This is a genomic window from Wolbachia endosymbiont (group A) of Pipizella viduata (assembly GCF_964028555.1).
GTDB lineage: Bacteria > Pseudomonadota > Alphaproteobacteria > Rickettsiales > Anaplasmataceae > Wolbachia.
Map to the genome: position 1 here is coordinate 1,211,357 of NZ_OZ034787.1, position 22,524 is coordinate 1,233,880.

The following is a 22,524-nucleotide window of genomic DNA, read 5'->3' on the forward strand; positions in this document are numbered from 1 at the left end:
AGCTTATTTCTTGGACTTTTTGCTCATGTTCAGCATTTTTTTCCACATTAAATCAGCAATTTACTTTTTTTCTCTTAACATAAATCTCACTTACTCAAAGATGCCGATAATGCAGTACGATATCCCGAACTATTTAAAGTATGTTCTGCTCTATCAATTACCCATTCACCATCTATGTCTTGATTGAACCCTACAAGACTAAGTTTTGCTTCTGCAAATAATTCTGGATTACCTGGTATTGTCATTTCTAGAGTTTCATTATTACGCTGTAGTTGTTTAAATCTGGCATTTGCTTCACTAATTGCTGATTCTGCATTTGGGTAAATTGTTTGTATAGGGTAACTTGGTTTACCGCTACCTACTGTTTCTGATATTGGTTCTCCCTTCTCATAGCTATACCATTTTGCTATCACTGAATTATATTTATCACGTGCAGTAAAATGCACTTTCCAATTGATTGTATCTTGAGGTCTAATAGTCGTTGTTCCTAAAGCTTTTCCTGTTGCTGATTTTGCTGCACCTTTTGGAATAAACAATATATATCCTCCTGCCAGTTTTGCCATAGCTTCGCGCTCTATAGCTATTCTAGTTAACAAATTTATATCACTCTCTTCAGTCTGATCAATGTGTGGTATTAATATATCTTTAAATTCTTCAGCAACTTTATATCCATACCCATGTTTATTTGCTATTTCTTTGACTAAATCAACTAGTGTAATCTGATGCCATTCCCTAGATACTTTTTCCTTTAGTGATATCATCAAATTTGTTGCATGACCTTTGATCATCAAGGTTTTTGGTGGACTTTGCACCGTAACTTCATTAACTGTATATACACCTATGGGTAGTACTCCTGTTTCTCTATATCCCAAAGCAATCTTTAGCTCTTTTGGAACTTTTATGTTATCATCCCTGTAATCAACACATATTTCAACTACATCTTCTATAGTCCCTGATTCATCAGTAATATGCATTGATACTAAGCGATCTTTTGTTAATTCATACCCTTCAATGACAAACTCTGGTTGCATTTTACCCCCAAATTTTTAAAGTTGATTTCTGTAGAGGTTTCTCAATTACAGGCAGCTTGATTTTTAGCCCCGCTGGTAAAAAGCTTCTGTATTCTGCAAGTCCAGGGTTTTCCTCTAATACTATTTCTACTGCTCCTGAAGTAAATCCGTAGTGTTTCCAACAAATATGGTCTAGCATCTCATTTTCTTTTGCTAAGTAGTATATAGTCATAAATAACGCCTTAAACTTAAATTAAATTCAACTTTCTTTGGTAACCCGCAAGGGAAAAATGACGTTCGCTTTTCTTCAAAACGAGTAATTACAAATTGTCCTAAAACATTTCCCATGCCATCAACTAAAGTGCGGGGTATTTGATTTGCTTCTGCTTCTTTCATATTCTTTAATTCACTTAAATTACTAAGATAAATAACCCCTTCTAGGTCTATATTTTCTGCCCCTCGGCCAATGTTCTGTAGTAACTGCTTGCCAATACACTCAACCACACTCCAACGCTTCTCTTTGCTATACTTTAAACTCGTTGGGGAAATTTTATATGGACCAAGGGATAGCATCAGTAAATGGGATCTACCGTATCAAACATAACATCTCGTGACTTTTCTCTTATTCTTTTTATTACTTCATCTGCAAGACTACGAACATCTTGATTTGGCTCTGCTTTAATGCTGATAGTGTAATTATTAGTGATATTCTGAGTTTTATTCATAGTTTTTTGTTCTTTATTTTCAAACTGACTCCTTGCAAAGTCTGCAAGTATCTTATCATTATCGCTCTCTGTGGACTTTTTCTCCTCAATAAGGCTTTTATTATTCTTTCTTCTCTCAGATATTTCTTTAATTATACTGTTATTCAACAAAGGATTTCCATTGCTGAGAATGCTGCTCTTAAGGGGAGTATGGACTGCTTTTATTTCAGTAACAATACTTTTTCTTTTTTCAAATTCTTTCAGTGGGCTATTTTCGGCAACCTTTCCAAATATGCTACCAACAGTATTTCCCAGCCATGAAAACATCTCTCCAATGGGTTTTATTATCGATTTTATATACTCCCAGATGCTAGAAAAAAAGTTCTTTACCTTTTGCCAGTTAGATATAACAAGTATCGCACCAGATGCAAGTAAGGTAATAATAGCCCCTATAGGGTTGCTCACAATTGCTGCTGTCAAAAATCTCACTCCTGCTGCTACTGCAGGTAGAGCTGATGATAGTAGAGGAAAAGCTTTCGTTGCTAAGCTCAAAGTTGTAGCTTTTAAAACACTCAGCCCAGTAATTACCGCTGGAATAGCATATGACGATAATGATATCAGTGCTGGCTTAACTACCCCATGCAAAATAACCGAAAAAGTTAACATTCCACCTCTAATCAGATTCCATGCATAACCACCACTTACTGCTAGAACTTTAAGACCTATTAGTGCTGCTATGACACTCATTATTCCTGTAGTAATAACTGGAAACTTTTCTGCAAACCAAGCTATGGGGTTAGTTATCTCTCTTAAAATATTACTTATCCACTTTAAAGGAGGTAGCATTACTGAGCCCAGGTTCATTCCAACCTCTGCTATCGCATTTCTCAGTAGTCGTAAATTATTTGCTGTAGTTGCTGCGCGATTGTTAAATTCTTCTTGCATGGACTTTTCAAATTTTTTCTCGTCAGCTAAATGATTTATGGCATCTTTATAATTCTTTAAGCTTCCGACTAATAATGCAATATCATCCTGATATTCTTGACCAAAAAGATTGAGAAGAATTTGCGAACGTTCCTGTTTATCTACTTTCTCCAGAGTTTCAAAAAAATAAAGTAGTGCGTCTTGGCCATTTTCGCTAATCCTTTGTGTCATCTCTTCTGCAGTTATTCCCATGTCTTCCAATGCTGCTTTGAACTCTTTGCTCTGTCCCTCAGCGGTCTGAAGTTTGCTAAGTAGAGCATTTATTGCAGTAGCAGCTTTTGCCGGTTGTTTGCCTAAACTAATAAAGGCATTTACTAAACTACTTGTTTCCTTAATATCAAGACCAAACTGTTTTGCACTACCACCAACTATAGCTAATGCTTTAACCATATCTCCTGCTTTAGCAGCACTATTATCTGAAAGGTGATTTATAATATTACCTACCCTTTCCATGCCTGCTACTTCAATTCCATAAACGTTGGCAAGTTTAGCTATGGAATCACCTGCTTCTTCTGCAGACATATCGAATGCTGTAGACATTTTAGCTACTGTTTCTGTGAATGAAAGCAGTTTCTCTTTTTTAATACCAAGTTGTCCACCACTTGCAGCTATTTGTGCTAACTCTGCTGCTGATAGTGGTATTGTACGGGATAATTTCTTTAACGTCTCAGCAAACTCGTTAGCTTCATTTTTTTGCTCGTCAAAATCTACTACTTTCTTAACATCAGCCATAGCACTTTCAAAGTCAATTGCAACTTTAATTGGCGCTGCAAGCGTTAATGCGAGTCCAGCCGTCTCCAACATTTGTGATTTAAAGTATGCTTTTCTTCCCAAAAACATGTCCCGATTTTTGATAGCGGTACTTAACTTACTATACTGACTTCTCAACTTCTCTGCAGAAGCACCTAGTTTATCTTGATCTCTTATCAAAGACTGTATATTCTTTCCACTTTTCTTAAATTCTTCACTGAGCGCATGTAAAGTGTCTCTCTTCTGTAAGTATGCTGTTTTGGCCTTTATTGCCGATTCCTTAGCCTTATCAAACTGAGCCTTTAAATCTTTACTTGGCTTTGCTGTTGTTTTCATTTGCTTAGCCAAGGACGTTACTTGCACTTCTAAGCCTTTCCAGGATCTCTTGGCAACTAATGTGTTACGACTTAACTCCTTAAATTTTGATACCGATTTCATCGATGCATCAAGTTGCCTTATTGTACTCCCAAGACGGGAAAGTTGAGCACTACTTCCTGCCATTGCGCTATTAAAGCTACCATCTAGTATTGCACCTATTTTTACTGATAATGTTGACATTTAAACTCTCCCGCAGCTTTGGCCCATAAAATAAATTCGTTTATTTCCATCTCAAGTACCTGCTCAATTCCGCCACCTATAACGGAACAGAGCATTAGTACATTTAGCCTTAAGTCCTTTGTGTAACCGATGGAAAAAAATCTTTCAATTCCTCCTGTATTTTCATGTAGTCTTTAAAGTATAACTCCCAAATTGTTTCTTTTGTCACAGATGCTAGGTTTGCTATTAATCCAACTTCTTTTTCAAAATCACTACTACCGGCACGTTCCATTGCTAGGCAGTCTCTTACTTTGACTGGTCTAAAAGTTAATTCCGAAACCTCAATTCCTTCTACTGTTATTGGATTATCAAGTTTTACTGTTGTCATGTTTCCCCCTAAAAGTTAATTAAATAAAAGTCTTCGTGGCTTTTATATAACTAATTTTTTTATTATGATTATGGTGCTATAAATAGGATTAGCTTTGATAAGAATCTTTTCTGTGTTCTATGGAGGTAATAACTACTGTATGTTCTGGTACATCTATGTAATAAAGTATACGATAGGTACTTACGCGTAGACTACGTTGCCCACTTAAGTTGTGCTTTATGGCTTTCCAAGTCCAATTGGATCAACTGTTAAACGCTCCAGTATCGCCTTTTTGACCATTGACTTCACTTTGACTGGAAGTGCTGGAATGTCTTTTTTTATGACAGATTCTGAATATTCTATATTATACCCAGAAGGCATCTTGATGTTTAACCCTCTTTTCTTTGTAGCGTTCGTCAGCAATCTTAGATAATTCCATATCTTCAATTTCTTCTTCCATTAACTCAGCCAATAGTTTTAAAACGGATTTGTTTTGAGATTGAGCTACACTAGTGAGTAAACTAGTCAACTGATCTTCAGAATTTACATGAGCTTTAGAATCCATAGCAGCCATATACCTACAACTTATTATATTTTAACATTTTTATGTGACTTTGTCAACTACATCAAATACCTAAAATCGTTTGTAGCAAGGCCATCTGGTCAACACCATTAATCTTGCGAATCATATTCTCAGCATCGATTTCGATAAGTTCTCTAGCACCGATAGTAAGTTTGTAATAATGCGCAGCTACGGTACATTTCAGCGTTGCTTTCTCAGCAGGGTTCCAGCTACCAAAATCAAATTCTCTGAATATTCCTCTGAGATTGATAATTACTCCTTCAATATCATTACTTCCACTGCCTTGAAGACCACCCCTTAGCGTCAAAGAAACCGAATTTCCATCTATTAAACCAAACAGCCTAAAAAGCTCTGAATCATATTCGGCAAAAGTAAAATCAGCTTCGAGCTTTTCCATGCCCATATCAATATTTATTGGAATATCCATACCACCAGCTCTATATTCTTCTGTTTTTATGGTAAGTTTTGGCAAGGTTACTTCATCTATTTTTCCTGCATAGCCTTTACCATCTACGAATACGTTAAAATTCTTTAAAATCTTCGGTAACATTCTTCTCCCCCTTTTCTCCCCTTTTTACGATATTGCGCCACTCACAAGGTGTGACCTGAAAGTAATCTGTTCTGCTGGATATGGTGGTGTAAACTCAAAGTCAAAATACACTTTCCCGTTTGCAATATTTGCCGGTGTATTGAGTTCTGGAGTTGCATAACATCTTCCACTGATAATCGCTCCTTGGGCTTTTAAATGGGCAAGATAAGAATTCACCCCCTCAATCACATCATCTATATAAGTTTTGGTAATATTTCGATCAACTGCCCATAGATGAGCCCGAAGTAGACTATCATTGATTAGATCTGCAGTACGCCTAACCGGCAGAAAAGCCCACCTTTCATCGTTTGAACATGTTCTATTCCCCCATAGTCTGTAGCCATTTTGGTGGATTATCGTTGTTACTTCATTTTCATTTAAATAATTTGCTCTACAACTTGTATCACCGAGCGTAAAATCAATAGCCCTACTTGTCCCAACAATACCATTTATCTCTTTGTTTGAAGGTGATTGCCAAAAGCCTTGTTCACTATCTACTTTTGCTATTAAACCAGCAACAAATGGACTTGGCGGTTTTTCCTCCCCTTCAAACACCTTTACCCATGGATCAACTACGTAAACTCTGCTACTGCCTACACTTTTTCTCCACTTTATTGCTTCTTCATCATTGGTATTTGGCCCATCTGCTACTATTATTGCTCTTAGCTTTTCTGCTATCGGTATTAAAGCGCTAACCACTGGATTCACAGACCCTTCGGGCAATTGATGAGTAAACTGAGGGGCAATTAGTATTCTTGGGGCAACATGAACTATACTTTCACTGCTGAGGAATGCTTGAATCCCTTGATATTCCCCGGTTTCTTCATCACTCCTCCAATGATGTTTTTTAACGTTTCTTCTTCTTGATCAGCATCTTTAACTCGAATAACTACTACTGTTGCACCAACCTGGGAAAATATTCCATTTACTGCAGAAGGCAAAGTTCCTCTTTTTCCAAGTTTTGCTGCCTCTTTTAAGCTTCCTACTATTAATACTGGACTATTGAGTGGAAACTTTTCCCCGTCAGCATCAGGTGCAGTACCTATTACTCCTATCACTGATGATTTAGCTGTTCGTACTGTTCTTGCTCCAGAGGTAATCTCAATAACATTTACCCCATGTAAAAACTGTTCTGTCATTTTTCTCCTTGTAATGTTGAATTTTGGAAGGTGGATAGAGAAAAGGTTTCTTTTTTAACTTTCTAAAACCTTTTGCATTTTTTGCTTAAAATCGTTGAGTAAACTCTGCAGCTCTTCTTTACCCCTGACTTCCTTAATTTTCTTCTTGGCTAAATCTTCAAGCTCTTCGCATTTGATTATTGCTTTTACTGCTTTTTTGGCTTTTTCCTGAATTATTCTTGCCATTTCTACTACTGAAATTCCTCGGACTTTTGCTAAAGGCTCTATAATTTCTGCATCTTTTTCGTCTATAGATTCTGGTGCTGCTAGAATATTCTCTGCGGCTTTTGCTTGTATTTCATACGACTTAGACTTCTGACGAGAATATCCTGTGTATTCGTGAGTATAGTTATCATAATAAGCACGAAGACTAGAAAATGCAGAAAGTTTCGCAGTTTCCAGTAATTCCAGCTCAATATCTTCTTGACTCCTTTCAACAATTTTCCCTCCTTCTGTTAACCGATAACTCTTTTGCCAGTCGAAATTCTTTGGCGCTTCGTACCAATCATTCCCAGTTGGCTTGCTTTCAAGCGTTGTTGTTTCAATTTGTTTGTTGTCTTTGAATCTAATATAGATAGGCACTCTTTTACCTCCAAATCTCATAGGTATTAGCTAACCCTGGACATTGCCAAGCTTTTAGCGTTCTCTCTACATCAACTTCAAGCCCTGCAGTTAAAAAGTTGTTACGTATGTTATAAATTCCCCACTGGATAAATTGACCATAGATATGTACATCACCTGAAAGCATACCTTCACTAACTTTTCCTCTGGAATATAGATAAGATGATGTATAAAGTAATACTGCAACTGTTTTTCCTGCTGGAATTTCTACATTGCCGGATCCAGCAAAGCTGCTACTATAACCCGTGTGTACGTAAACATTTTTCCACGTTATCCTTGAAATTCCTGACTTATTAGCATTGGTGTTATCAGGAGTTCCCACAAATAATCCTGCACTTGCATATTCCGCACTCCAAGATGATCCAACAAATTCTATTGTTTTATTTATGTTCGCATTGGTTGTATCTTTTACAAATATTACTCCAAGTGCAGCATATGGGTAGTAATATATTGAATCATGACTACTCGAAAAACTGTTTGTATATAACTCTCCGTAAATAAATGTTCCTTTATTTCCCTCTATAAAACTCAATTGTCTTGGCCGATAAAAACTAACGTAACTTGTATCGTATATATGGCTACCTGCTAGTAGTTGTAGCATGTAGTCGGTTCCACTGTTCCACTTTCCAAGTTCAGTTGTGAAAGTTCCATAGCCAAGATAATTATTTTTTCTACTTAGCACACCAAACAAGAAAGGTAATGACCCTGGTTCAACCATATTCCTCTTTTTCACTTCTCTCATAATTGATGAACTGCTAGGCACATCATTGATGGAGTTAAATTTGGTTGTGAGTGTATTTAGTTTATCTTCCCTGGTTTTTACCTCCTTCATAATTGATGAACCGCTTGGCAAATCATTGATGGAGTTAAATTTGGTTGTCAGTGTTTTTAGCTGATTTTCCCTGGTTTTTATTTCCTTCATGATCGATGAACCATCTGGCACATCATTCACACCACGAAAATCTTCTACTAAACCTTTAAGACCATCTTTATGATTGTTGCTAATACTGTTTATTGCCTCAATATTCGCATCCTTTCTCGTATCAAGTAGCGATACATATGAATCTGATGACGCTTTTAAAGTATCCAAGGTGTTAGTTTTTAGCGTATTGATCTCATTTACAGACTCTGCCTTTGCTTCAGTTATCGCCGATATTGAATTTTCCTTATTGCTGTTTATCTCATTCAAGTGCGATCTTGCAGCGCTCAAGAGTTCTTTCAACTTTCCATCTGTCATCTGTACAATTTCAGACACTGCACTTTTGTCGACTATTGATTCCAATGCTTTAGCAAGATATGCTAGCTGATCAGGTGTACTGTTTGCTGCTAAATCCTTAAGTCTCTTTTGTATTGCATCAATTATCCCTTTTACCCCAGTCATCTGCACAACGTTAACGTTGGAAATAGCTTTTTTATCTGCTATCAATTCCAGCGATTTTGCAAGATATGCCAGTTGATCAGGTGTGCTATTTGCTGCTAAATCCTTTATCCTTTGGTGTAATGCTTCTATTGCTTCTTTCATTCCCAAAAATTCAAAAAAGTTTCAAATCTAAATCGTTCAAAATTATTTTTAAGTTCATCTTCTCTTTCACTCATATCTTCATCTATCTTTTCTATGGCTCTGCGAATACGTACTACATCTTCCACTGCAATGTTCTCTGGATGCGGCAAAGGATATCCTCTTTTGGTCTCTTCGTTTGGCATTACGTGATAATTACTCGTAGATTCTTCACCTTTGGACGATAGACAACCGTTCCACTTAAAACCAATTTTATCCTTGTCTCATTACCATTAAAATTTGATAGCACGTGAGTTCTTTCCACCCAATTTTCTCCGATTGGTTTTCCCGCTGTTAAATCAACTAACTGCCATTTTTCTCCTTTTTCCACCCCCTTCTGCACATATGCTTTAACGTCTGCAGTACCAGGTATCAGCGCATCATAGGTAATTGTTATCTTAGTGTTGGATCCTGCTGTAATGCTCCTAGTTACATAATCTCCGGACTCTGAAATATTCCCCATAACTAGCTGTAACCCAGGGTAGAGAACTGGACTTTTTTTCCCCGATCCTTTGAGCGCTACTTTTACCGTTAATTCTCCACTTATTCTTGCGCGCAGTGCGAGCGGCAAATTATCAGACAGAAAATTTTCTTCTCCTTTCTCATCTGTTAAGATAAATTCTACATTAGTATCAAAACCCACTTTTTCTATGTTGGTTAGAGCGATTAAGTCTGATGTATTATTTGCAGTAACTTTGCCAAGATCAATAACGTGAAAACTTTCAGTAAATTTCGCTGCTAAAAGTCGAAAGGTAAGGTCAAAATTCTGATGCGGTGTCCACGTACTTGCATTGCTCGATGACAGTAATACTCCTACTTGATAAGGCTGACTGGTTACCCAACGGCTGTTTACTGCATCATATTTGCCAAGTTCTGCTATCTTTACCGCTGTATCTGCATCATCAGTCAGTAAAACTATCGCATACTCTTGCCATCCATGGCAAAATACTTGTGACCAAGTTATACGTGTTGCTGTGCCATCAGTATTGATCTTAGTTGGCTCGATGGAATTTTCAGCGACAACTGTTTGCGAGGGCACTCCAACTGTTGTTTCCCTAATCTGCACAACAACACGTCTTTTGCCGCTATTTGTAAACCATAAGTCTATACCTCCTATATGTCTACTCTCATCCAAGGTAAATGTCTGTGCTAAAGGATCAACACGTTTGCTGGAAAAAACTCTTCTTCGCTCTTCTATGGTAATAGTTTTTTTACCAGTATACGTTGCTTCTCCATAACTTCCCTTATCCCCGTAAAACTGCACTAGTTTAGTACCTGCTGGAATATTTGCCGGTATTTTTATCTTTCCCTTTATTTGTCCTTGATTGTTCACTTTTTTTCTACTTTTAATTTAAGGGTTGAATGCTGATGCCATCGAATTTTATTTCTTTAAGTTTCTCACCGACCGAAAAACCTTCGATCTCAAAATCTTGTACTGCTTCTCTCATAAATTCAGCTTCATATGAATTACTTGACAATAGCTCTGTTGTTTCTCTAGTATTAAATTCTCTTGTCACTGGACTTGACCAATTTGTCTTTACCTCTGTCCAGTGATCGATGTTTTTGTTCATGGTAACTTTTGCCGGTACTGGGTCAAAAGCTTGATAAGGATTAATCCTTTCACTTTTAGTCTGTAAAAGCTGTTCCAATACCGGCTCAAGTTCATACGGCAATAAATAAGGTTCCTTACCTCTTTCAACATCAATAATTTCCACGTTTATCGGCAATATCAGTTCCTTATTTACTATTGCTGCAAACTGAACAATTCCTTGATCGCGCATATCATCATCAAAGAAGGGATCGACAAATACTCCTTTTTTAGTAGTAGGCTCTCTTGAATTTGCATCACTGCGTAGACGCTCCTCTGCAAAGAGTGCATAAAGATCTCTTATTCCACTCTTCATTGCTTCCAATTCATTCATCGGCACAGCATGGATAGCATTATTCACTATCTTTATTTTCCCCTCTTCCCCTTTTTTCCACGTCTGATGAATGTAGCAAAGCAAAAGTTGTCCGCTAGGGGCTTTTGGCATTGATGGTCTCCAAGGGTGGGCAATTCCCTTGATTCTTCTTACCACTCCTTTTGCATCTAGAGTGATTGAATCATAACGGGGCATTTTCCAAGTGTAATCAACTGAAACTAAACTGCCATCAACCGCCCCCTTTATTTTACATCCTTGTTCATCCACATCTTCAGGGCTAACATGAGTGCGAAAGCGGTAGGTTATCAGATAACTACTTCCTGGTGCTGGTTCCTTTCCCGGTAATGACCAATCAACATTTCCTCCACTGAGCTTGTAATCTGTACTATTTTCATAAATTACATCTCCTTACTTAACTTGAATAATCTCCTGAACTGCAGAGTCAGGTATCGGATCAACAACTCCAGAATATGAACCATGCGTCATGGTAATAGTTTTCTGAACAGTTATATCTACCCTTTTTATCTCACTAACCGGAAAATCATGAACTTTAAGCTCCATTACTCTTTGGCTATTTGCCTGAAAGGTGTGAAATTCTGATTTAACTGTTTTTATGTCTGGATCTTCATCAAAATAAACACGAATACTGTGAGGAAGTTCAATCTCATAGCCATCAACATGAGCTTTTCCCTCATTAATCACAAATATTTGTGCCCCTCTTTCTCCCCCTTTTTCTTCCCTCTGCAAAAACATTACTTCTAGGCCATTTACTACGTAGGAACCATTTGCCTCTTTGTCATAACGAGCAAGAGCTGTAGTTACTATGTTTGCTTGTGGTGGCGGTGAATGTTCTACCAACACTCCGTTTTCAATGTTATAAATTGGATAAAATTCTCCATTTGCAGAAAAAGGGGAAGAAACACCTTGAGCTTGATAACCCCAAATGGTGGAAACTTTAAGCCTTGCAGCTCCAACTTCTTGATAATTACGTGTACCAACTGCAGGATCACGAAGATTTTCATCCTCAAGTTCTGTAATGGTGGATTCTACATAATAAACACCTATGCGAACTGTGGTATTTAGTGGAATAGTAAACTTTTCCTCTTTTACCCCCCTAACCGCTCCACGAAGATAGATTTTTCCTGCTTCAAGTGTAACTTTTCCCCCGTCTATGATACAATTGCTTCCCGTTATAATATCACCATCACGAAATATCGCATCTCCTATGCCTTTAAGCCTTGAAAGAGCATAATCTTGAATCTCATTTAATTCTGCTGACTGCAAACCTCTTCCTGCTAAGAATAAACTTTTCTCGTATTCTTTGTCAGAGCGATTATAATAGTTATTCAGGGTCATTTTATCTCAAGAAATTGTCAGAATGTAACAACAAATGAAAAAGTTTCACGGGTTGCTGCAGTTCTAATAAGTGGTACCGTGTGTTCTAAAACTAACAAAATCCCCGGGTCTTCTATATCTTGTGGTTCAAAATATCTCTGTCCTGGAAGCAATTCTTTTTTCACTTTTGTACCAACCATAACCCCGAGTTCCCTTATCACTTGATTTGCTGCGTCCGTGAAATCGAAAGTGAATTTAAGGTAGAGATTGTTGGTTGGTACAGCGGAAGATTTAAACCTCCCAGAAGGGGTCAAAAGCTCTCCATTTTCATCACCTGTGCAGAAAAGAGCCTCATCAGCGGTACGTCTACCAAGTTCATTGAGCAGTTTTTCAGACGTAATGGACTCTGGTGGTGTATCTTGAGTATACTCTACAGTAACTGCATTATTTGCCGTGATAGAGCTATTTTCTGTGCGCTGAATAACACCAGTACCGCTATCAACTGTATAGTCTATACTTGGCTGATAAATTGTCTGTCCTGTAAAAACTTTTACGTTTTTAATAGTGGTATGATCAAGCTTTATTTCGCCATCAGGGGTGAAAGAATTTTCGACCTGATGGCTACTTCCAGAGTTTCCATCACCACTGCCCCAGGCAAGATGTATAACTTGCTCTTTTATACTTGCTGCTATTGCTGCTCTTCCCGTTTGGGTGAGAATTGACATTTGAAAGTTTGACTCCTGTATTATATATATACGTAGTAATTTCAAAATTCGTCCAAAAAATCTCTACTTTTTATTGAAAATGTGCTATAATGCGCTTGTTTAACATGATAAATTAATAAACGTTGCAAACTCCTTCTACTAAGCTATCTCAGCCTAGGATACTGTATTTACATATTAGGGGTAACGCAATCTATATAAATAATGTCGAAGTTGTCAGTAAGCACTCAGCAGCACGTCTTAATATCATGCATGTTTTATTAGCTCAGTTTTGGCAGAATTTTAAAGATGGGCTGCCTGCAGAAAAATATAAGTTCCTTAATATCACTCAACTAGCAGAACGTTTGGGTTTTAATCCGGAAATTCACAACTTAGAACACAAAATCAGAAAATCACTAAACAGAATGATCCAAGCAATAAAGGAAAAATTATTTGAAGAGCTTGGGCTTGATTGCAAAGACGTCATTGAGAGTATTGGCTGGCCAGGATATTCTGACAAAGGGCATGGTTATCGTCTTAATCCCTTTATACTTTCTTTAGGTGCTACTAAACCTCAAGTTCTTGATTTTATAGAATAAACTTCTTGCTAGCACCTTTAACTTTAAAAGAATTGAGGTTTCAATGTTATTGGAGAATGAAGCTTGAGCTCAGCACCTAGCTTGAATTTACCTTCACCTCTTGCAAAAGGACCAATTGATACATCAAGCCATTTATCTTCTTTTGAGTTTGCAGCCATACCTTTCACTACCTTATGTTCGTTTAATAAAATCTGTACTAAGTGCTCAAGCCTATGCCTACTGATATTATGAAATATAGCTGATAATCTGTGCCTTTGTTTAAATATTCCTGCTCCACCTGTATGAGTAAATGGATGTCCTTCTTGTGCTGAAATTGTAATGGCTTGCGTAAGTATCTTTTTTAAGTATTCATCAGACAATTCACTAAGCTTTAGCTGCTCAGATATATCTTCAAGTAAGCCAATTGGCGAACGTAAGTAAGTTCTTATGCTCCTGTCCGATGGCCCATTGGATTTAACTATAGCTCCTTGATAAATTGCATTGTTAACTTTTGCGACTTTCAGATCATTAAATACTGAATTCTGACATTCCGTCGATGCAGGCCATAATGCAAAAGAACATCTAACCCCGTCAACAAGTGCAGTAGTTCCTCTTATTGCCTCTCTTGCTTGTTCTACAGTTGAAATTTTAGGTTTTCTCATATGATGTGCAGTAATTACGCTAGCTCCTGTTTCAGTTGCTAAACTTGCAAGCAATCCTGTAGAAAACCAGCCAAGTTCTGGATCTGAATTTATATCTGCATGAACAAATGATATTAATGGATCAAAGATGATTAGTTTTAAATTTTTGATTGCATTTAATTGTCTACTAATATCTTCAAACTTTTCTGAAACTTCAGGACATTTACCCCGCATGTTGGTTTTTAGTATAGAGAAAGGCCCTCCTGTATTTGGCATAGGTATAATAAACAACCGATCATGATATTCTGCTCTTTTGCCTTCAGGATCAAGGCGATCAAGGCGACGGTGTATCTCATCTGCATCGTCCTCTGCTGAAAAAATTACCACCGCTCCGTGTTCTGTAACAAGTGGACCAAAACCACATACTTGATCTGTATCACTTGCAACCTTAAGCGCTAGATCAAGAAGAAGCATACTTTTGCCTGTGTCTCCCATTGCAGCTACTATTGAAGTAACACCTAAAGGAAATAATCCTTCAACAAGAAATCTTTGTACTGGTGCTTGACCTAAATAACGACTCACACTCCAATCTAAAATGTTAAGTGACTGTTTTGCAGAATTTTTTTCGATAAATTCTTCAACGTTCACTCCCTCTAACACACAATTAGCAGCATCCCAGCCTTTCGGTTTATTTTGTGGAATATTAAGAACAACAAGTGATGCAACTCCAAGCTCTGAAAGCTTTTTTTAGCATTTTTTGCGTATTTATTACCTGCTTCATCATTATCTGGCCAAATAATAATATTTTTACCCTTAAGCGGTGTCCAATCTGTTTTATCAATTGGTGCGTTTGCTCCAAACATTGCTGTTGTTGCAGTAATTCCTTTCTCTATGAGCGCTTCTGCACATTTTTCTCCTTCAACCAGAATAATCTTATCAGATTTTAGAATACCTGGAATGTTATAGAGTGGCCTTATATCTGGTTCACCAAAACTCAGCTTCTTAACATCAAATGGACGATATTCTTTCTTTCCTTCAGGAGGGTCATAACGGTAAACTATAACAATAACTTGGTTGTTCTCATCGTAATAATTCCAGCTACAAGTCAGGTACTGTTCTAGATCTTTGATACTCTTTTTTTCTCTAGTGTGTTGTTTGCCAAGCCATTCACCTGTAGAAGCCATTACTTCAGAAAACTCTGTCCTCGCATTCTTCCCATGTACAGCTGCCCAAAGGTCGATAATGTCACCACTATCCCCGGTCGCAAAATCGTTCCATAACCCGGCTTTACTGCCACTTAGTTCTACTCTTAAACTTTTTCCTCTATTACCCCAGACATCGCCTACTTGAAAATCATTTCTGCAAAAAGTGCCATTGGGTAGTAAGTAAGAAAGGCATGATCTGATGTTTTGTAAAAGCTGAGTTTTAAGCTCTTCTTTTTCAATCGATATGCCCGTTTTTCTGTAGTGCAAAATCACAATAGATTTAACAATTTCAAGATTTAGCTTTGAAGTTCTGCTATGCTATAGCCACAACCTTAGAAGCTTTCCAACATCCGTTAGCCCTGCTAATAAATTTTGCTGGTATAGGTTTTCCGTTTCCAAGTTCATATGCTACCTGCAGGATATTTTTACGTCTGTCAGGTTGAAACATTACTATACCAGATGTATAGAGGCTTCTTAATGCATTAGCTCCAAATAAAGCTTGAAATGGATTTTTTTCCAGTGTAGCTGTGGATACTTTTTTAGTGTGATGGGTCATGATTATTCCAATGCCAATAGAGCGTAATTTTTCAATCCCACTCCGTAAAAGAGAAAGTGGCATCAGATGCGTTGTCAGAGAGTCTATTGCAATAAGATCTATCATCTTTGTCCCAAATTTTTCCACAATAATGTCTTTGATTCTCTCTACTCCTTCGTCATTCAACGTTATTTTTATTTCTGAAGTAATAACCAGGTTTTCTTTTACCAAACTCATAAGCTCTTTGAGTTCCTGCACGCGCCTTCTCATGCCGTCATATCCCATTTCGTCCTGTAGATAGAGTATCCTAAGCGGTCTTGTAGGTGTCATCTTAAGAAATGGTACTCCTGCTGCCATATGTGCTAATAAAGAAAGCAGAAAACTACTTTTTCCCACCTTTGGAGTACCACCTATAACTAAAAGCCCACCTGGTGTTAGAATTCTTGGTCCTATGACATCTTTCGGCATTGGAGATTGATCGCTTAAATACTGTCTCAGAGAAAACGCTCTTTCCCCCCTTTTTTTGCTTCTTTATTTTGTAATTTCTCAGTATTTTTAGTATTTAACCACTCCTTAGCAGAATCTATATTACCTTTAATTAAAGTCCAAAGATCAATAATGTCACCACTAGCCCCTGTGGTAAAATTACGCCAATTACCAGCTTTTTTACCTACTATTTTGACCATAATGGTATCTCCATTTAAGCTGCCGACATAAGTCTTCTCTTGGTAAAACTTACCATCTGGAATTAGATGAGACACACATTCCTTAATATTATCAATTAATGACACCTTTATTTCCTTTTTAGACATAAAACCTCCATAACCTAACAACATGTTTTTCATACGTTTAGAGCTGAGATTAGCTAGCTCACAAACAGTTTCAAAAGACTCCGAATCAAACCATTCAATTGCTTCTTTCTTTAGCTCTGCATTTTTTCCTGCTGCATCTTTGATAGCTCTCTTAATGACAGCAATCCAGAGCTTCTCCTCGTCGTACTTCAAAACGGGATCCAATCATTTTCAGTATTTTGAAGTTGCTCTGGGGTAATAACCGTAGCAATCTTGTTCTTTTCCCCATACCGATCAACTTCAATACTTACCTTTGCTCTGAATTCTAAACCATTTAAATCTGCAATAGAGTTCAGCTTACGAGCAAGAGTTGCCTTTTCTGAATTATCATGTGGATGAATATTGCGTGCTGACTCCAAAATGCTTCGAATCATAGAACGACCCATTTCTCCCCAAACGTCTTCTCTTTCAACGTTTGCTTTGCCGCTTTTTATCCCAATTGCTTGATAAAGCTTTTGCCTTGCATATGGCCCTTCAATGACGGTAAATTCTGCGTTTAAATAGATACTACCAGTAGTGGGACTTTTAGTGAGCCAGCATTCATAACCCCCAGGTTTAATAGCCATTTTGACTTTTACCGTTGTACCTTTAGGTATTAAATTACTTTGCGACTTTGCAGTGTTAAAATCAGTTAAATCCTGTAACATAAATGTCTCCATAATAAAGTTGAAATCAGCTATTCCATTGGTCCACAAACTGCCAGCGACCATCTATCTTATCGACAGTTTTGCGCAGAATATGTTTTCCATTGCGTAACTCAAAAACTATTTGACATGCAGTTTTTTCTTTTCCGTTTTCTTCTCTGTTTTCTTCATCCTTTCGGAACATCACCATACCTGTGGTGTAAAACCCTCTTAAAGACCCAGCACCACTTAAACCTTGAAATGGATCTTCTTCCAGCATCTTTTTGGACAATTTTTTCGTATGATGGGTCAAAATTATTCCGGAATCTGGATTGATAACATTTCTCAGTCTTTCAAGCGTTTTTTGCAGGAAGAATAGCATAGCGCTGTTATCGTTCTCATTACCATATTCACCTGAATTAAAGATATTTCGTAGAGGATCTATGGCAATAATATTAGGCTTAAAACATTTGTCCTCTAGAGAGTTTTTTATTTCATCTATCTCTTCACTACTGAATGATAGTTGCACTCTTGGCGTGATCATGAAATTGTTTGCACCAACGTCCAAAAATTCTTTATCGAGTTTTAACTCTTGTAGACGCTCTTTTAAATATCCATCATCAATTTCAGTCTGCAGACAGAGAACTTTCATAGGCTTGTTTGGAATCATGCCAAGAAATGAAACACCAGCAGCCATGTGCATGAGCCATGAAATTAGAAAATCGCTTTTACCAATTTTAGGTGGCCCGCCAAATACCAACAAACCCCTTGGAGTTAATATCCTTGGGTAGATGATGTCTTCTGGGATTGGTGCTTTGTCACTTAAATACTCTTTTACGCTGAAAAAAGGAATTTTTTGACCAATAGTGAAAATGTTTTGTAGCATAATTATTCTCCATTAAGCAGCAGTAGAAAAGGCTTTAGCTTTAATTTTCGCAAGTAATTTACCGAGATGCGGCTCTTCAACCATATCAAGGCATCCACTTCGATCTTTAGCAGGGTATCCCCAGGAATTAATCGTCTGACAGACAAATGAACGTATTTCTTTCCCTTCATTATTTTTTAGTCCAACCATACTGATCATTTCATCAACAATTCCAGGAATTTCGTTATTAGTTTTATTACCTCCACACTGTAGAGTCCAAATTTGACGATTGAACTCATCTAGAGATTTTCCAAGAGTAGCAGTTAAAATAATATCCTTGTCTTTTATGTGTTGGAGTTGAATTAACCAACCTATCATTTCTTGGGCAAGTTTACCAAATGCTGCCCATTCATTTGCCTTTCCTGTTTTTTCAGAGAAAACATCTGGATGTAACTGTGCCCATGCCAAACATAGTCTTGAAGCAGCTGTCATACTGTCGAAAAAAATGCATTGATATTGGGACAGTTTTTGAGAAAGCTCTTTCTTTTTATTGAATGCATACTCATAGTGTTTCTGGCTATATGCTTGATCAGCTCTGACAGCAGGATTAGGTCCACCAAGAAGACAAGCTATATCACGTATATCGTTCCAAGTTTCAATCTCAATGGACCCTCCATCCCAATCCTTAACGGAGCCAAGACCCTCTTCGATATCAAGACAAAGTGTTGGTTTATCTATAGTCTTAAGCAGACTAGTTTTGCCAATACCAGCAGGACCAATTATCACTGCTGTTATGCCTGCTTGTGTTTTCAGTCGTTCATCTCTATCGATTATTTTCATTTTTCTCCTGGTTTTTATCACCCGGATATATATACGTAGTGACCTATGCAATTCGTCCAAAATTTACAAAAAAAAGTTTAAGTAAATCTCATTTTAGAGATAAAAATTTATCGCGTATTTGCCTTAAAATGTTGTAGACAGTTGTTTTTGGTATGCCTGTTATTTTGGAAACTTCGGTAATAGTAAAAACCTTTAGCAGCTCACATAAATCTCTATGAGACTTTGGTAGTTTTGAAATTATATTTTTTACATCAATGTATACCATCATATCACTTTCAAGGTATTTGCAATCTGGTATATCATCATCGATACCAAAGTCTATCTGATGTTTAGCACGTAGTTGACTACGCAAGAGGTCACGTGCACGATATTTGGTTAAATTGGCAACAAAAGTATTAAAACTACTTCTTGTTTCGTCATATCGATTAAGGTCAGGCCAAACCTCACAAAAAAGTTCCAATTCTATATCTTCAAGACTTTCGTGAATAAAGCACCCAACATGATTAAGACAACTAGCATAATACTTTATATATTTAACAATTATAGGATCAATACCTGAAAAAGAGTTCCTTGATTGCATAAAAACCTCCAATAATTAAAGGTTTATTACTAATTGCCTTCCTAAGACTCTGCAGAATTTAAATAAGAGAGATTTATCTATTATGAAAAATTAAATAAGACAGTTCTAACTTTATTAATAAACTAAATAAGACAATTCTAACTTTATTAATAAGTGAAATAAGACTTCTCTAAAATTAAATAAGACAGCAACTTCCAGAAGACAAGGAACGCTTTAGCTAAAATTTGATTTCCGGTTTTGTAAAGTTTTATGATTTCCAGCGAATTATCTAAATTTGGAAACGTAAAATATACTGCAGCTAAGTTATTGAAGTTCTATGCTTTTTGCTTGCTTTATGTGCAAAAATCTTGCGTTTCCATTCTTAAAAATTTAGAAAATTGGAAGGGGGTGAAACCCGCTATACTGGCTGATTTCCAATTTCCGAGAACCTTATATATTATATAATATATGTAAATATTATATATACATATAATATAAATAATAATAAAATAGTAAGAATGGAAAATAATAAATAATACACTACTAAGCAAAAAAACTATAAGAGATTTCAGAAAAGAACAAATGCCGGTAATTGCGTTTTTAAGCGATTCTGTGATGGAATCATACCACCCTCACTTAACAAACGCTTGTAGACCACATTTAAACCCGAATAAAAGGCACCTTTAGCAATTTTGTTACTGCAAAGTAAACTTACAAGTAAGTCTATCACGTTTTTTACGCCTTGCCAAAGAAAATTTTTCAAAAAAGCTTTTATAATTTTGGTGAATATAGTAAAGGACCAGTAGACAACAGCTTTCTAAAAAATATATTCAAGGCAGAACAGATTTTAAGCTTTGGTTAGGAGGAAAAACTCTCTCAAATATTTCTAAAATAGAAACAACTCAAATAGCGAAGAAGCTGCTGTAAAAGATATAGCTGGTTTTCAAAGCTCTTTAATTCCTTAGCTGCCTTAAAATTATTTTAACTTTTTTTTACATTTTTTGGACGAATTTCTGAGAAATTACGTATATATATTACATGCATATATTTGCTGTCTCTAGATAAAAATTTCCAGTTATGTCAATCCTAACACTTGACCTCGGCAAACAAACTGGCTGGGCTATTCTTACAGATGGAGTAATTCAAAGTGGGAGTGAAAACTTTCATGGTAGCCGTTTCAGCGGAGGTGGAATGACATTCTTAAAGTTTCGTAGCTGGCTTAATTCAATGAAAAAGAAGTTTGGGACGGTATATTTTGAAGAAGTAAGAAGACATTTAGGTACTGACGCTGCACATTGCTACGGAGGCTTTCTAGCTCATTTAACAGCTTGGTGCGAGGAAAGCAATATACCTTATCAAGGTGTACCTGTCAAGACGATAAAACGTTTTATCACCGGTAAAGGCAATGCAAGTAAGGGTGAAGTCATTGAAGCTGTGAAAGGCAAAGGTTTTTTTCCTCAAGACGATAATGAAGCAGATGCTTTGGCATTAATGTTTTACATAATGAGTTTTAGCGAATGCTGTGATATTAATATTTTACATAATGAGTTTTAATACTAATTCTACTATAAGTAACGATTTTAATAATATAGAAACGGGGTGAAATGTGGGTCCTTCCCGCCAGGCTGGGGGATTTGGGCGCGAAACCCCAGGCCCTCTCTAGCGTCAGACGTATTTTGATTGTTAACTTTTTAACAAGTCGTTAAGAATCTCCACTAATAAATTATTCCACTAATATGAACTTAGCAATACACTACTATCCTATTGAAAATCTTGTCGAATATGAGCGTAACCCTCGCAAGAACGACGATGTAGTAAACAGAATGTGTGCTTCAATCCGGGAGTTTGGTTTTCGTATTCCAATAGTTGCAAAAAGCGATGGCACTGTGGTAGATGGTCATTTACGCCTTAAAGCAGCAAGAAAACTGGGTATGGAAAGTATTCCAGTGGTGCTCAGTGATAACTTAAGTGAAGCCCAAACCAAAGCTTTTCGGTTACTGGCAAATCAGTCAGCTAACTGGGCAAAGTGGGACGATGATCTTTTAAAGGTAGAAATTCAAGAGTTAGAAGATTTGGAGTTTGACCTCAAAATGACTGGATTTGAGCTAGAAAAAGTCCAACGCTTTCTTGATAACCTTGATGGAAGGGAAGAACAAGGGGAAAAGGGAGAAAAATTTTCTGATTTAGCTGGTGATGACAAAAAAGTGGAAATAACAAAACCAGGGGATCTATGGATTTTAGGTGGTCATCGAATCTACTGTGGTGATAGTTGTCTGGTTGAATCATTTAAAGCGGTATTAGACGATAAAATGGCAGATATTACCGTGTGTGACCCTCCGTATAACGTAGCATATGGTGACAGTCAGGAAAGAGAAGACAAAAAAATACTAAACGATGATCAAGATGAAAATTACGAACTTTTTCTGTATGACATTTGCACTCATGTTTTAGCATACACCAAAGGGGCAATTTACATCTGTGCATCATCATCAGAGCTTTCGACCTTGCAAAAAGTATTTGAAGAAGCAGGTGGAAGATGGTCAACATTCATCATTTGGGCAAAGAATCATTTTACGCTAGGAAGATCTGATTACCAAAGACAATACGAAGCAATACTCTACGGTTGGAAAAACGGCAATAAACGTGAGTGGCATGGAGGACGCAATCAAAGTGACCTATGGTTTTACGATAAGCCAACGTACAACTCGCTGCACCCAACGATGAAACCAGTGGAGTTAATGGAGAGAGCGATAGTAAACAGCAGTAGACCAGGAGACATAGTTCTTGATCCATTTAGTGGTTCTGGGAGTACATTAATTGCCTGTGAGAGGACAGGAAGAATCTGTAGGACGATAGAGCTAGATCCTACGTTTGTAGATGTAACCATAAAACGTTGGCAGGTGTATACGGGAAGAGATTCCACCCTTTTCGGTTCTGGTAAAACTTTCGCACAAATTCAAGAATCAAGACAGTAAGGTAAAAAGAGGA

The 22,524-nt window shown here is 37.0% G+C and carries 23 protein-coding genes and 3 pseudogenes; 3 read left to right on the plus strand and 23 right to left on the minus strand.

What is annotated here, in order from left to right; genetic code table 11:
- Positions 1-86: 86 nt before the first annotated feature.
- The 16 genes and pseudogenes from ABWU50_RS05830 to ABWU50_RS05905 form a co-directional block, all read right to left on the minus strand.
- The gene (locus ABWU50_RS05830; protein WP_353275746.1) at positions 87-1,031 is read right to left on the minus strand and encodes a contractile injection system protein, VgrG/Pvc8 family; all 945 of its coding nucleotides are present in this window, start codon (positions 1,029-1,031) and stop codon (positions 87-89) included.
- 1 nt (position 1,032) lies between these two features.
- A complete protein-coding gene (locus tag ABWU50_RS05835) occupies positions 1,033-1,242 on the minus strand; it encodes a tail protein X (RefSeq protein ID WP_353275748.1) in 210 nt (69 codons plus the stop codon).
- Complete coding sequence (locus ABWU50_RS05840; protein WP_353275749.1) at positions 1,239-1,583, minus strand: phage tail protein; 345 nt, start codon at positions 1,581-1,583, stop codon at positions 1,239-1,241. The genes ABWU50_RS05835 and ABWU50_RS05840 overlap by 4 nt, the downstream gene beginning before the upstream one ends.
- A complete protein-coding gene (locus tag ABWU50_RS05845; protein ID WP_353275750.1) occupies positions 1,583-4,006 on the minus strand; it encodes a phage tail tape measure protein in 2,424 nt (807 codons plus the stop codon). The genes ABWU50_RS05840 and ABWU50_RS05845 overlap by 1 nt, the downstream gene beginning before the upstream one ends.
- Positions 4,007-4,115: 109 nt before the next feature.
- Positions 4,116-4,373: a phage tail assembly protein gene (locus tag ABWU50_RS05850; protein WP_353275751.1), complete on the minus strand. Its 258-nt coding sequence runs from the start codon at positions 4,371-4,373 to the stop codon at positions 4,116-4,118.
- Between the two features lie 88 nt (positions 4,374-4,461).
- Positions 4,462-4,593: a type II toxin-antitoxin system RelE family toxin gene (locus ABWU50_RS05855; protein ID WP_353276383.1), complete on the minus strand. Its 132-nt coding sequence runs from the start codon at positions 4,591-4,593 to the stop codon at positions 4,462-4,464.
- The gene (locus tag ABWU50_RS05860; RefSeq protein ID WP_353275752.1) at positions 4,590-4,733 is read right to left on the minus strand and encodes a hypothetical protein; all 144 of its coding nucleotides are present in this window, start codon (positions 4,731-4,733) and stop codon (positions 4,590-4,592) included. The genes ABWU50_RS05855 and ABWU50_RS05860 overlap by 4 nt, the downstream gene beginning before the upstream one ends.
- A complete protein-coding gene (locus tag ABWU50_RS05865; protein WP_245611063.1) occupies positions 4,717-4,926 on the minus strand; it encodes a hypothetical protein in 210 nt (69 codons plus the stop codon). Before ABWU50_RS05865 ends, ABWU50_RS05860 begins: the two co-directional genes overlap by 17 nt.
- Before the next feature lie 52 nt (positions 4,927-4,978).
- Entirely contained in the window at positions 4,979-5,485 is a 507-nt protein-coding gene (locus ABWU50_RS05870; protein WP_353275753.1) for a phage major tail tube protein, read from the minus strand.
- A 24-nt stretch (positions 5,486-5,509) separates the two neighbouring features.
- Positions 5,510-6,663: pseudogene (locus ABWU50_RS05875) on the minus strand (phage tail sheath subtilisin-like domain-containing protein).
- 54 nt (positions 6,664-6,717) lie between these two features.
- Positions 6,718-7,284, minus strand: a complete 567-nt coding sequence (locus ABWU50_RS05880) for a hypothetical protein (protein WP_353275754.1) — start codon at positions 7,282-7,284, stop codon at positions 6,718-6,720.
- Positions 7,285-7,288: 4 nt separating this feature from the next.
- Entirely contained in the window at positions 7,289-8,845 is a 1,557-nt protein-coding gene (locus tag ABWU50_RS05885; RefSeq protein WP_353275755.1) for a hypothetical protein, read from the minus strand.
- The gene (locus tag ABWU50_RS05890) at positions 8,842-9,027 is read right to left on the minus strand and encodes a hypothetical protein (protein ID WP_264688187.1); all 186 of its coding nucleotides are present in this window, start codon (positions 9,025-9,027) and stop codon (positions 8,842-8,844) included. The genes ABWU50_RS05885 and ABWU50_RS05890 overlap by 4 nt, the downstream gene beginning before the upstream one ends.
- Complete coding sequence (locus ABWU50_RS05895) at positions 9,027-10,214, minus strand: hypothetical protein (protein WP_353275756.1); 1,188 nt, start codon at positions 10,212-10,214, stop codon at positions 9,027-9,029. The genes ABWU50_RS05890 and ABWU50_RS05895 overlap by 1 nt, the downstream gene beginning before the upstream one ends.
- 13 nt (positions 10,215-10,227) lie before the next feature.
- Positions 10,228-12,159 (minus strand): annotated as a pseudogene (locus ABWU50_RS05900) (DUF4815 domain-containing protein).
- Between the two features lie 17 nt (positions 12,160-12,176).
- Complete coding sequence (locus ABWU50_RS05905; protein ID WP_353275757.1) at positions 12,177-12,863, minus strand: hypothetical protein; 687 nt, start codon at positions 12,861-12,863, stop codon at positions 12,177-12,179.
- A 245-nt stretch (positions 12,864-13,108) separates the two neighbouring features.
- On the opposite strand from ABWU50_RS05905, the gene ABWU50_RS05910 reads away from it, so the two are divergent.
- Positions 13,109-13,438 carry a hypothetical protein gene (locus ABWU50_RS05910; protein ID WP_353275758.1) on the plus strand — a complete coding sequence of 110 codons (330 nt, stop codon included), beginning with the start codon at positions 13,109-13,111 and terminating at the stop codon, positions 13,436-13,438.
- A 23-nt stretch (positions 13,439-13,461) separates the two neighbouring features.
- Here ABWU50_RS05910 and ABWU50_RS05915 read toward each other — a convergent pair.
- From ABWU50_RS05915 to ABWU50_RS05945, 7 genes and pseudogenes are all read right to left on the minus strand, one after another.
- A pseudogene (locus ABWU50_RS05915) lies at positions 13,462-15,242 on the minus strand (AAA family ATPase).
- 334 nt (positions 15,243-15,576) lie between these two features.
- Positions 15,577-16,266, minus strand: a complete 690-nt coding sequence (locus ABWU50_RS05920; protein ID WP_353275759.1) for an AAA family ATPase — start codon at positions 16,264-16,266, stop codon at positions 15,577-15,579.
- A 26-nt stretch (positions 16,267-16,292) separates the two neighbouring features.
- The gene (locus tag ABWU50_RS05925; RefSeq protein WP_353275760.1) at positions 16,293-16,802 is read right to left on the minus strand and encodes a hypothetical protein; all 510 of its coding nucleotides are present in this window, start codon (positions 16,800-16,802) and stop codon (positions 16,293-16,295) included.
- On the minus strand, positions 16,799-17,296 hold the full coding sequence (locus ABWU50_RS05930; protein WP_353275761.1) for a hypothetical protein: 498 nt from the start codon (positions 17,294-17,296) through the stop codon (positions 16,799-16,801). Before ABWU50_RS05930 ends, ABWU50_RS05925 begins: the two co-directional genes overlap by 4 nt.
- Before the next feature lie 25 nt (positions 17,297-17,321).
- A complete protein-coding gene (locus ABWU50_RS05935; RefSeq protein ID WP_353275762.1) occupies positions 17,322-18,158 on the minus strand; it encodes an AAA family ATPase in 837 nt (278 codons plus the stop codon).
- Between the two features lie 12 nt (positions 18,159-18,170).
- A complete protein-coding gene (locus tag ABWU50_RS05940; RefSeq protein WP_353275763.1) occupies positions 18,171-18,977 on the minus strand; it encodes an ATP-binding protein in 807 nt (268 codons plus the stop codon).
- An 88-nt stretch (positions 18,978-19,065) separates the two neighbouring features.
- A complete protein-coding gene (locus tag ABWU50_RS05945) occupies positions 19,066-19,557 on the minus strand; it encodes an RNA polymerase sigma factor (RefSeq protein ID WP_353275764.1) in 492 nt (163 codons plus the stop codon).
- A gap of 1,056 nt (positions 19,558-20,613) precedes the next feature.
- Between ABWU50_RS05945 and ABWU50_RS05950 the strand changes: the two genes are divergently transcribed.
- Both ABWU50_RS05950 and ABWU50_RS05955 read left to right on the plus strand, forming a co-directional pair.
- Positions 20,614-21,090, plus strand: coding sequence for a crossover junction endodeoxyribonuclease RuvC (locus ABWU50_RS05950; RefSeq protein ID WP_353275765.1), 477 nt, complete (start codon positions 20,614-20,616; stop codon positions 21,088-21,090).
- 182 nt (positions 21,091-21,272) lie between these two features.
- The gene (locus tag ABWU50_RS05955) at positions 21,273-22,511 is read left to right on the plus strand and encodes a DNA modification methylase (RefSeq protein ID WP_353275766.1); all 1,239 of its coding nucleotides are present in this window, start codon (positions 21,273-21,275) and stop codon (positions 22,509-22,511) included.
- Positions 22,512-22,524 lie beyond the last annotated feature (13 nt).

Excerpts from the sequence above, each read along its gene's own strand:
- ABWU50_RS05950 (WP_353275765.1), top strand. The coding sequence starts at position 20,614 with ATGTCAATCCTAACACTTGACCTCGGCAAACAAACTGGCTGGGCTATT.
- ABWU50_RS05850 (WP_353275751.1), bottom strand. The coding sequence starts at position 4,373 with ATGACAACAGTAAAACTTGATAATCCAATAACAGTAGAAGGAATTGAG.
- ABWU50_RS05935 (WP_353275762.1), bottom strand. The coding sequence starts at position 18,158 with ATGCTACAAAACATTTTCACTATTGGTCAAAAAATTCCTTTTTTCAGC.
- ABWU50_RS05840 (WP_353275749.1), bottom strand. The coding sequence starts at position 1,583 with ATGCTATCCCTTGGTCCATATAAAATTTCCCCAACGAGTTTAAAGTAT.
- ABWU50_RS05930 (WP_353275761.1), bottom strand. The coding sequence starts at position 17,296 with ATGTTACAGGATTTAACTGATTTTAACACTGCAAAGTCGCAAAGTAAT.
- ABWU50_RS05920 (WP_353275759.1), bottom strand. The coding sequence starts at position 16,266 with ATGCCGAAAGATGTCATAGGACCAAGAATTCTAACACCAGGTGGGCTT.
- ABWU50_RS05865 (WP_245611063.1), bottom strand. The coding sequence starts at position 4,926 with ATGGCTGCTATGGATTCTAAAGCTCATGTAAATTCTGAAGATCAGTTG.
- ABWU50_RS05955 (WP_353275766.1), top strand. The coding sequence starts at position 21,273 with ATGAACTTAGCAATACACTACTATCCTATTGAAAATCTTGTCGAATAT.
- ABWU50_RS05890 (WP_264688187.1), bottom strand. The coding sequence starts at position 9,027 with ATGCCAAACGAAGAGACCAAAAGAGGATATCCTTTGCCGCATCCAGAG.
- ABWU50_RS05905 (WP_353275757.1), bottom strand. The coding sequence starts at position 12,863 with ATGTCAATTCTCACCCAAACGGGAAGAGCAGCAATAGCAGCAAGTATA.
- ABWU50_RS05835 (WP_353275748.1), bottom strand. The coding sequence starts at position 1,242 with ATGACTATATACTACTTAGCAAAAGAAAATGAGATGCTAGACCATATT.
- ABWU50_RS05885 (WP_353275755.1), bottom strand. The coding sequence starts at position 8,845 with ATGAAAGAAGCAATAGAAGCATTACACCAAAGGATAAAGGATTTAGCA.
- ABWU50_RS05870 (WP_353275753.1), bottom strand. The coding sequence starts at position 5,485 with ATGTTACCGAAGATTTTAAAGAATTTTAACGTATTCGTAGATGGTAAA.
- ABWU50_RS05845 (WP_353275750.1), bottom strand. The coding sequence starts at position 4,006 with ATGTCAACATTATCAGTAAAAATAGGTGCAATACTAGATGGTAGCTTT.
- ABWU50_RS05945 (WP_353275764.1), bottom strand. The coding sequence starts at position 19,557 with ATGCAATCAAGGAACTCTTTTTCAGGTATTGATCCTATAATTGTTAAA.
- ABWU50_RS05830 (WP_353275746.1), bottom strand. The coding sequence starts at position 1,031 with ATGCAACCAGAGTTTGTCATTGAAGGGTATGAATTAACAAAAGATCGC.
- ABWU50_RS05860 (WP_353275752.1), bottom strand. The coding sequence starts at position 4,733 with ATGCCTTCTGGGTATAATATAGAATATTCAGAATCTGTCATAAAAAAA.
- ABWU50_RS05910 (WP_353275758.1), top strand. The coding sequence starts at position 13,109 with ATGCATGTTTTATTAGCTCAGTTTTGGCAGAATTTTAAAGATGGGCTG.
- ABWU50_RS05940 (WP_353275763.1), bottom strand. The coding sequence starts at position 18,977 with ATGAAAATAATCGATAGAGATGAACGACTGAAAACACAAGCAGGCATA.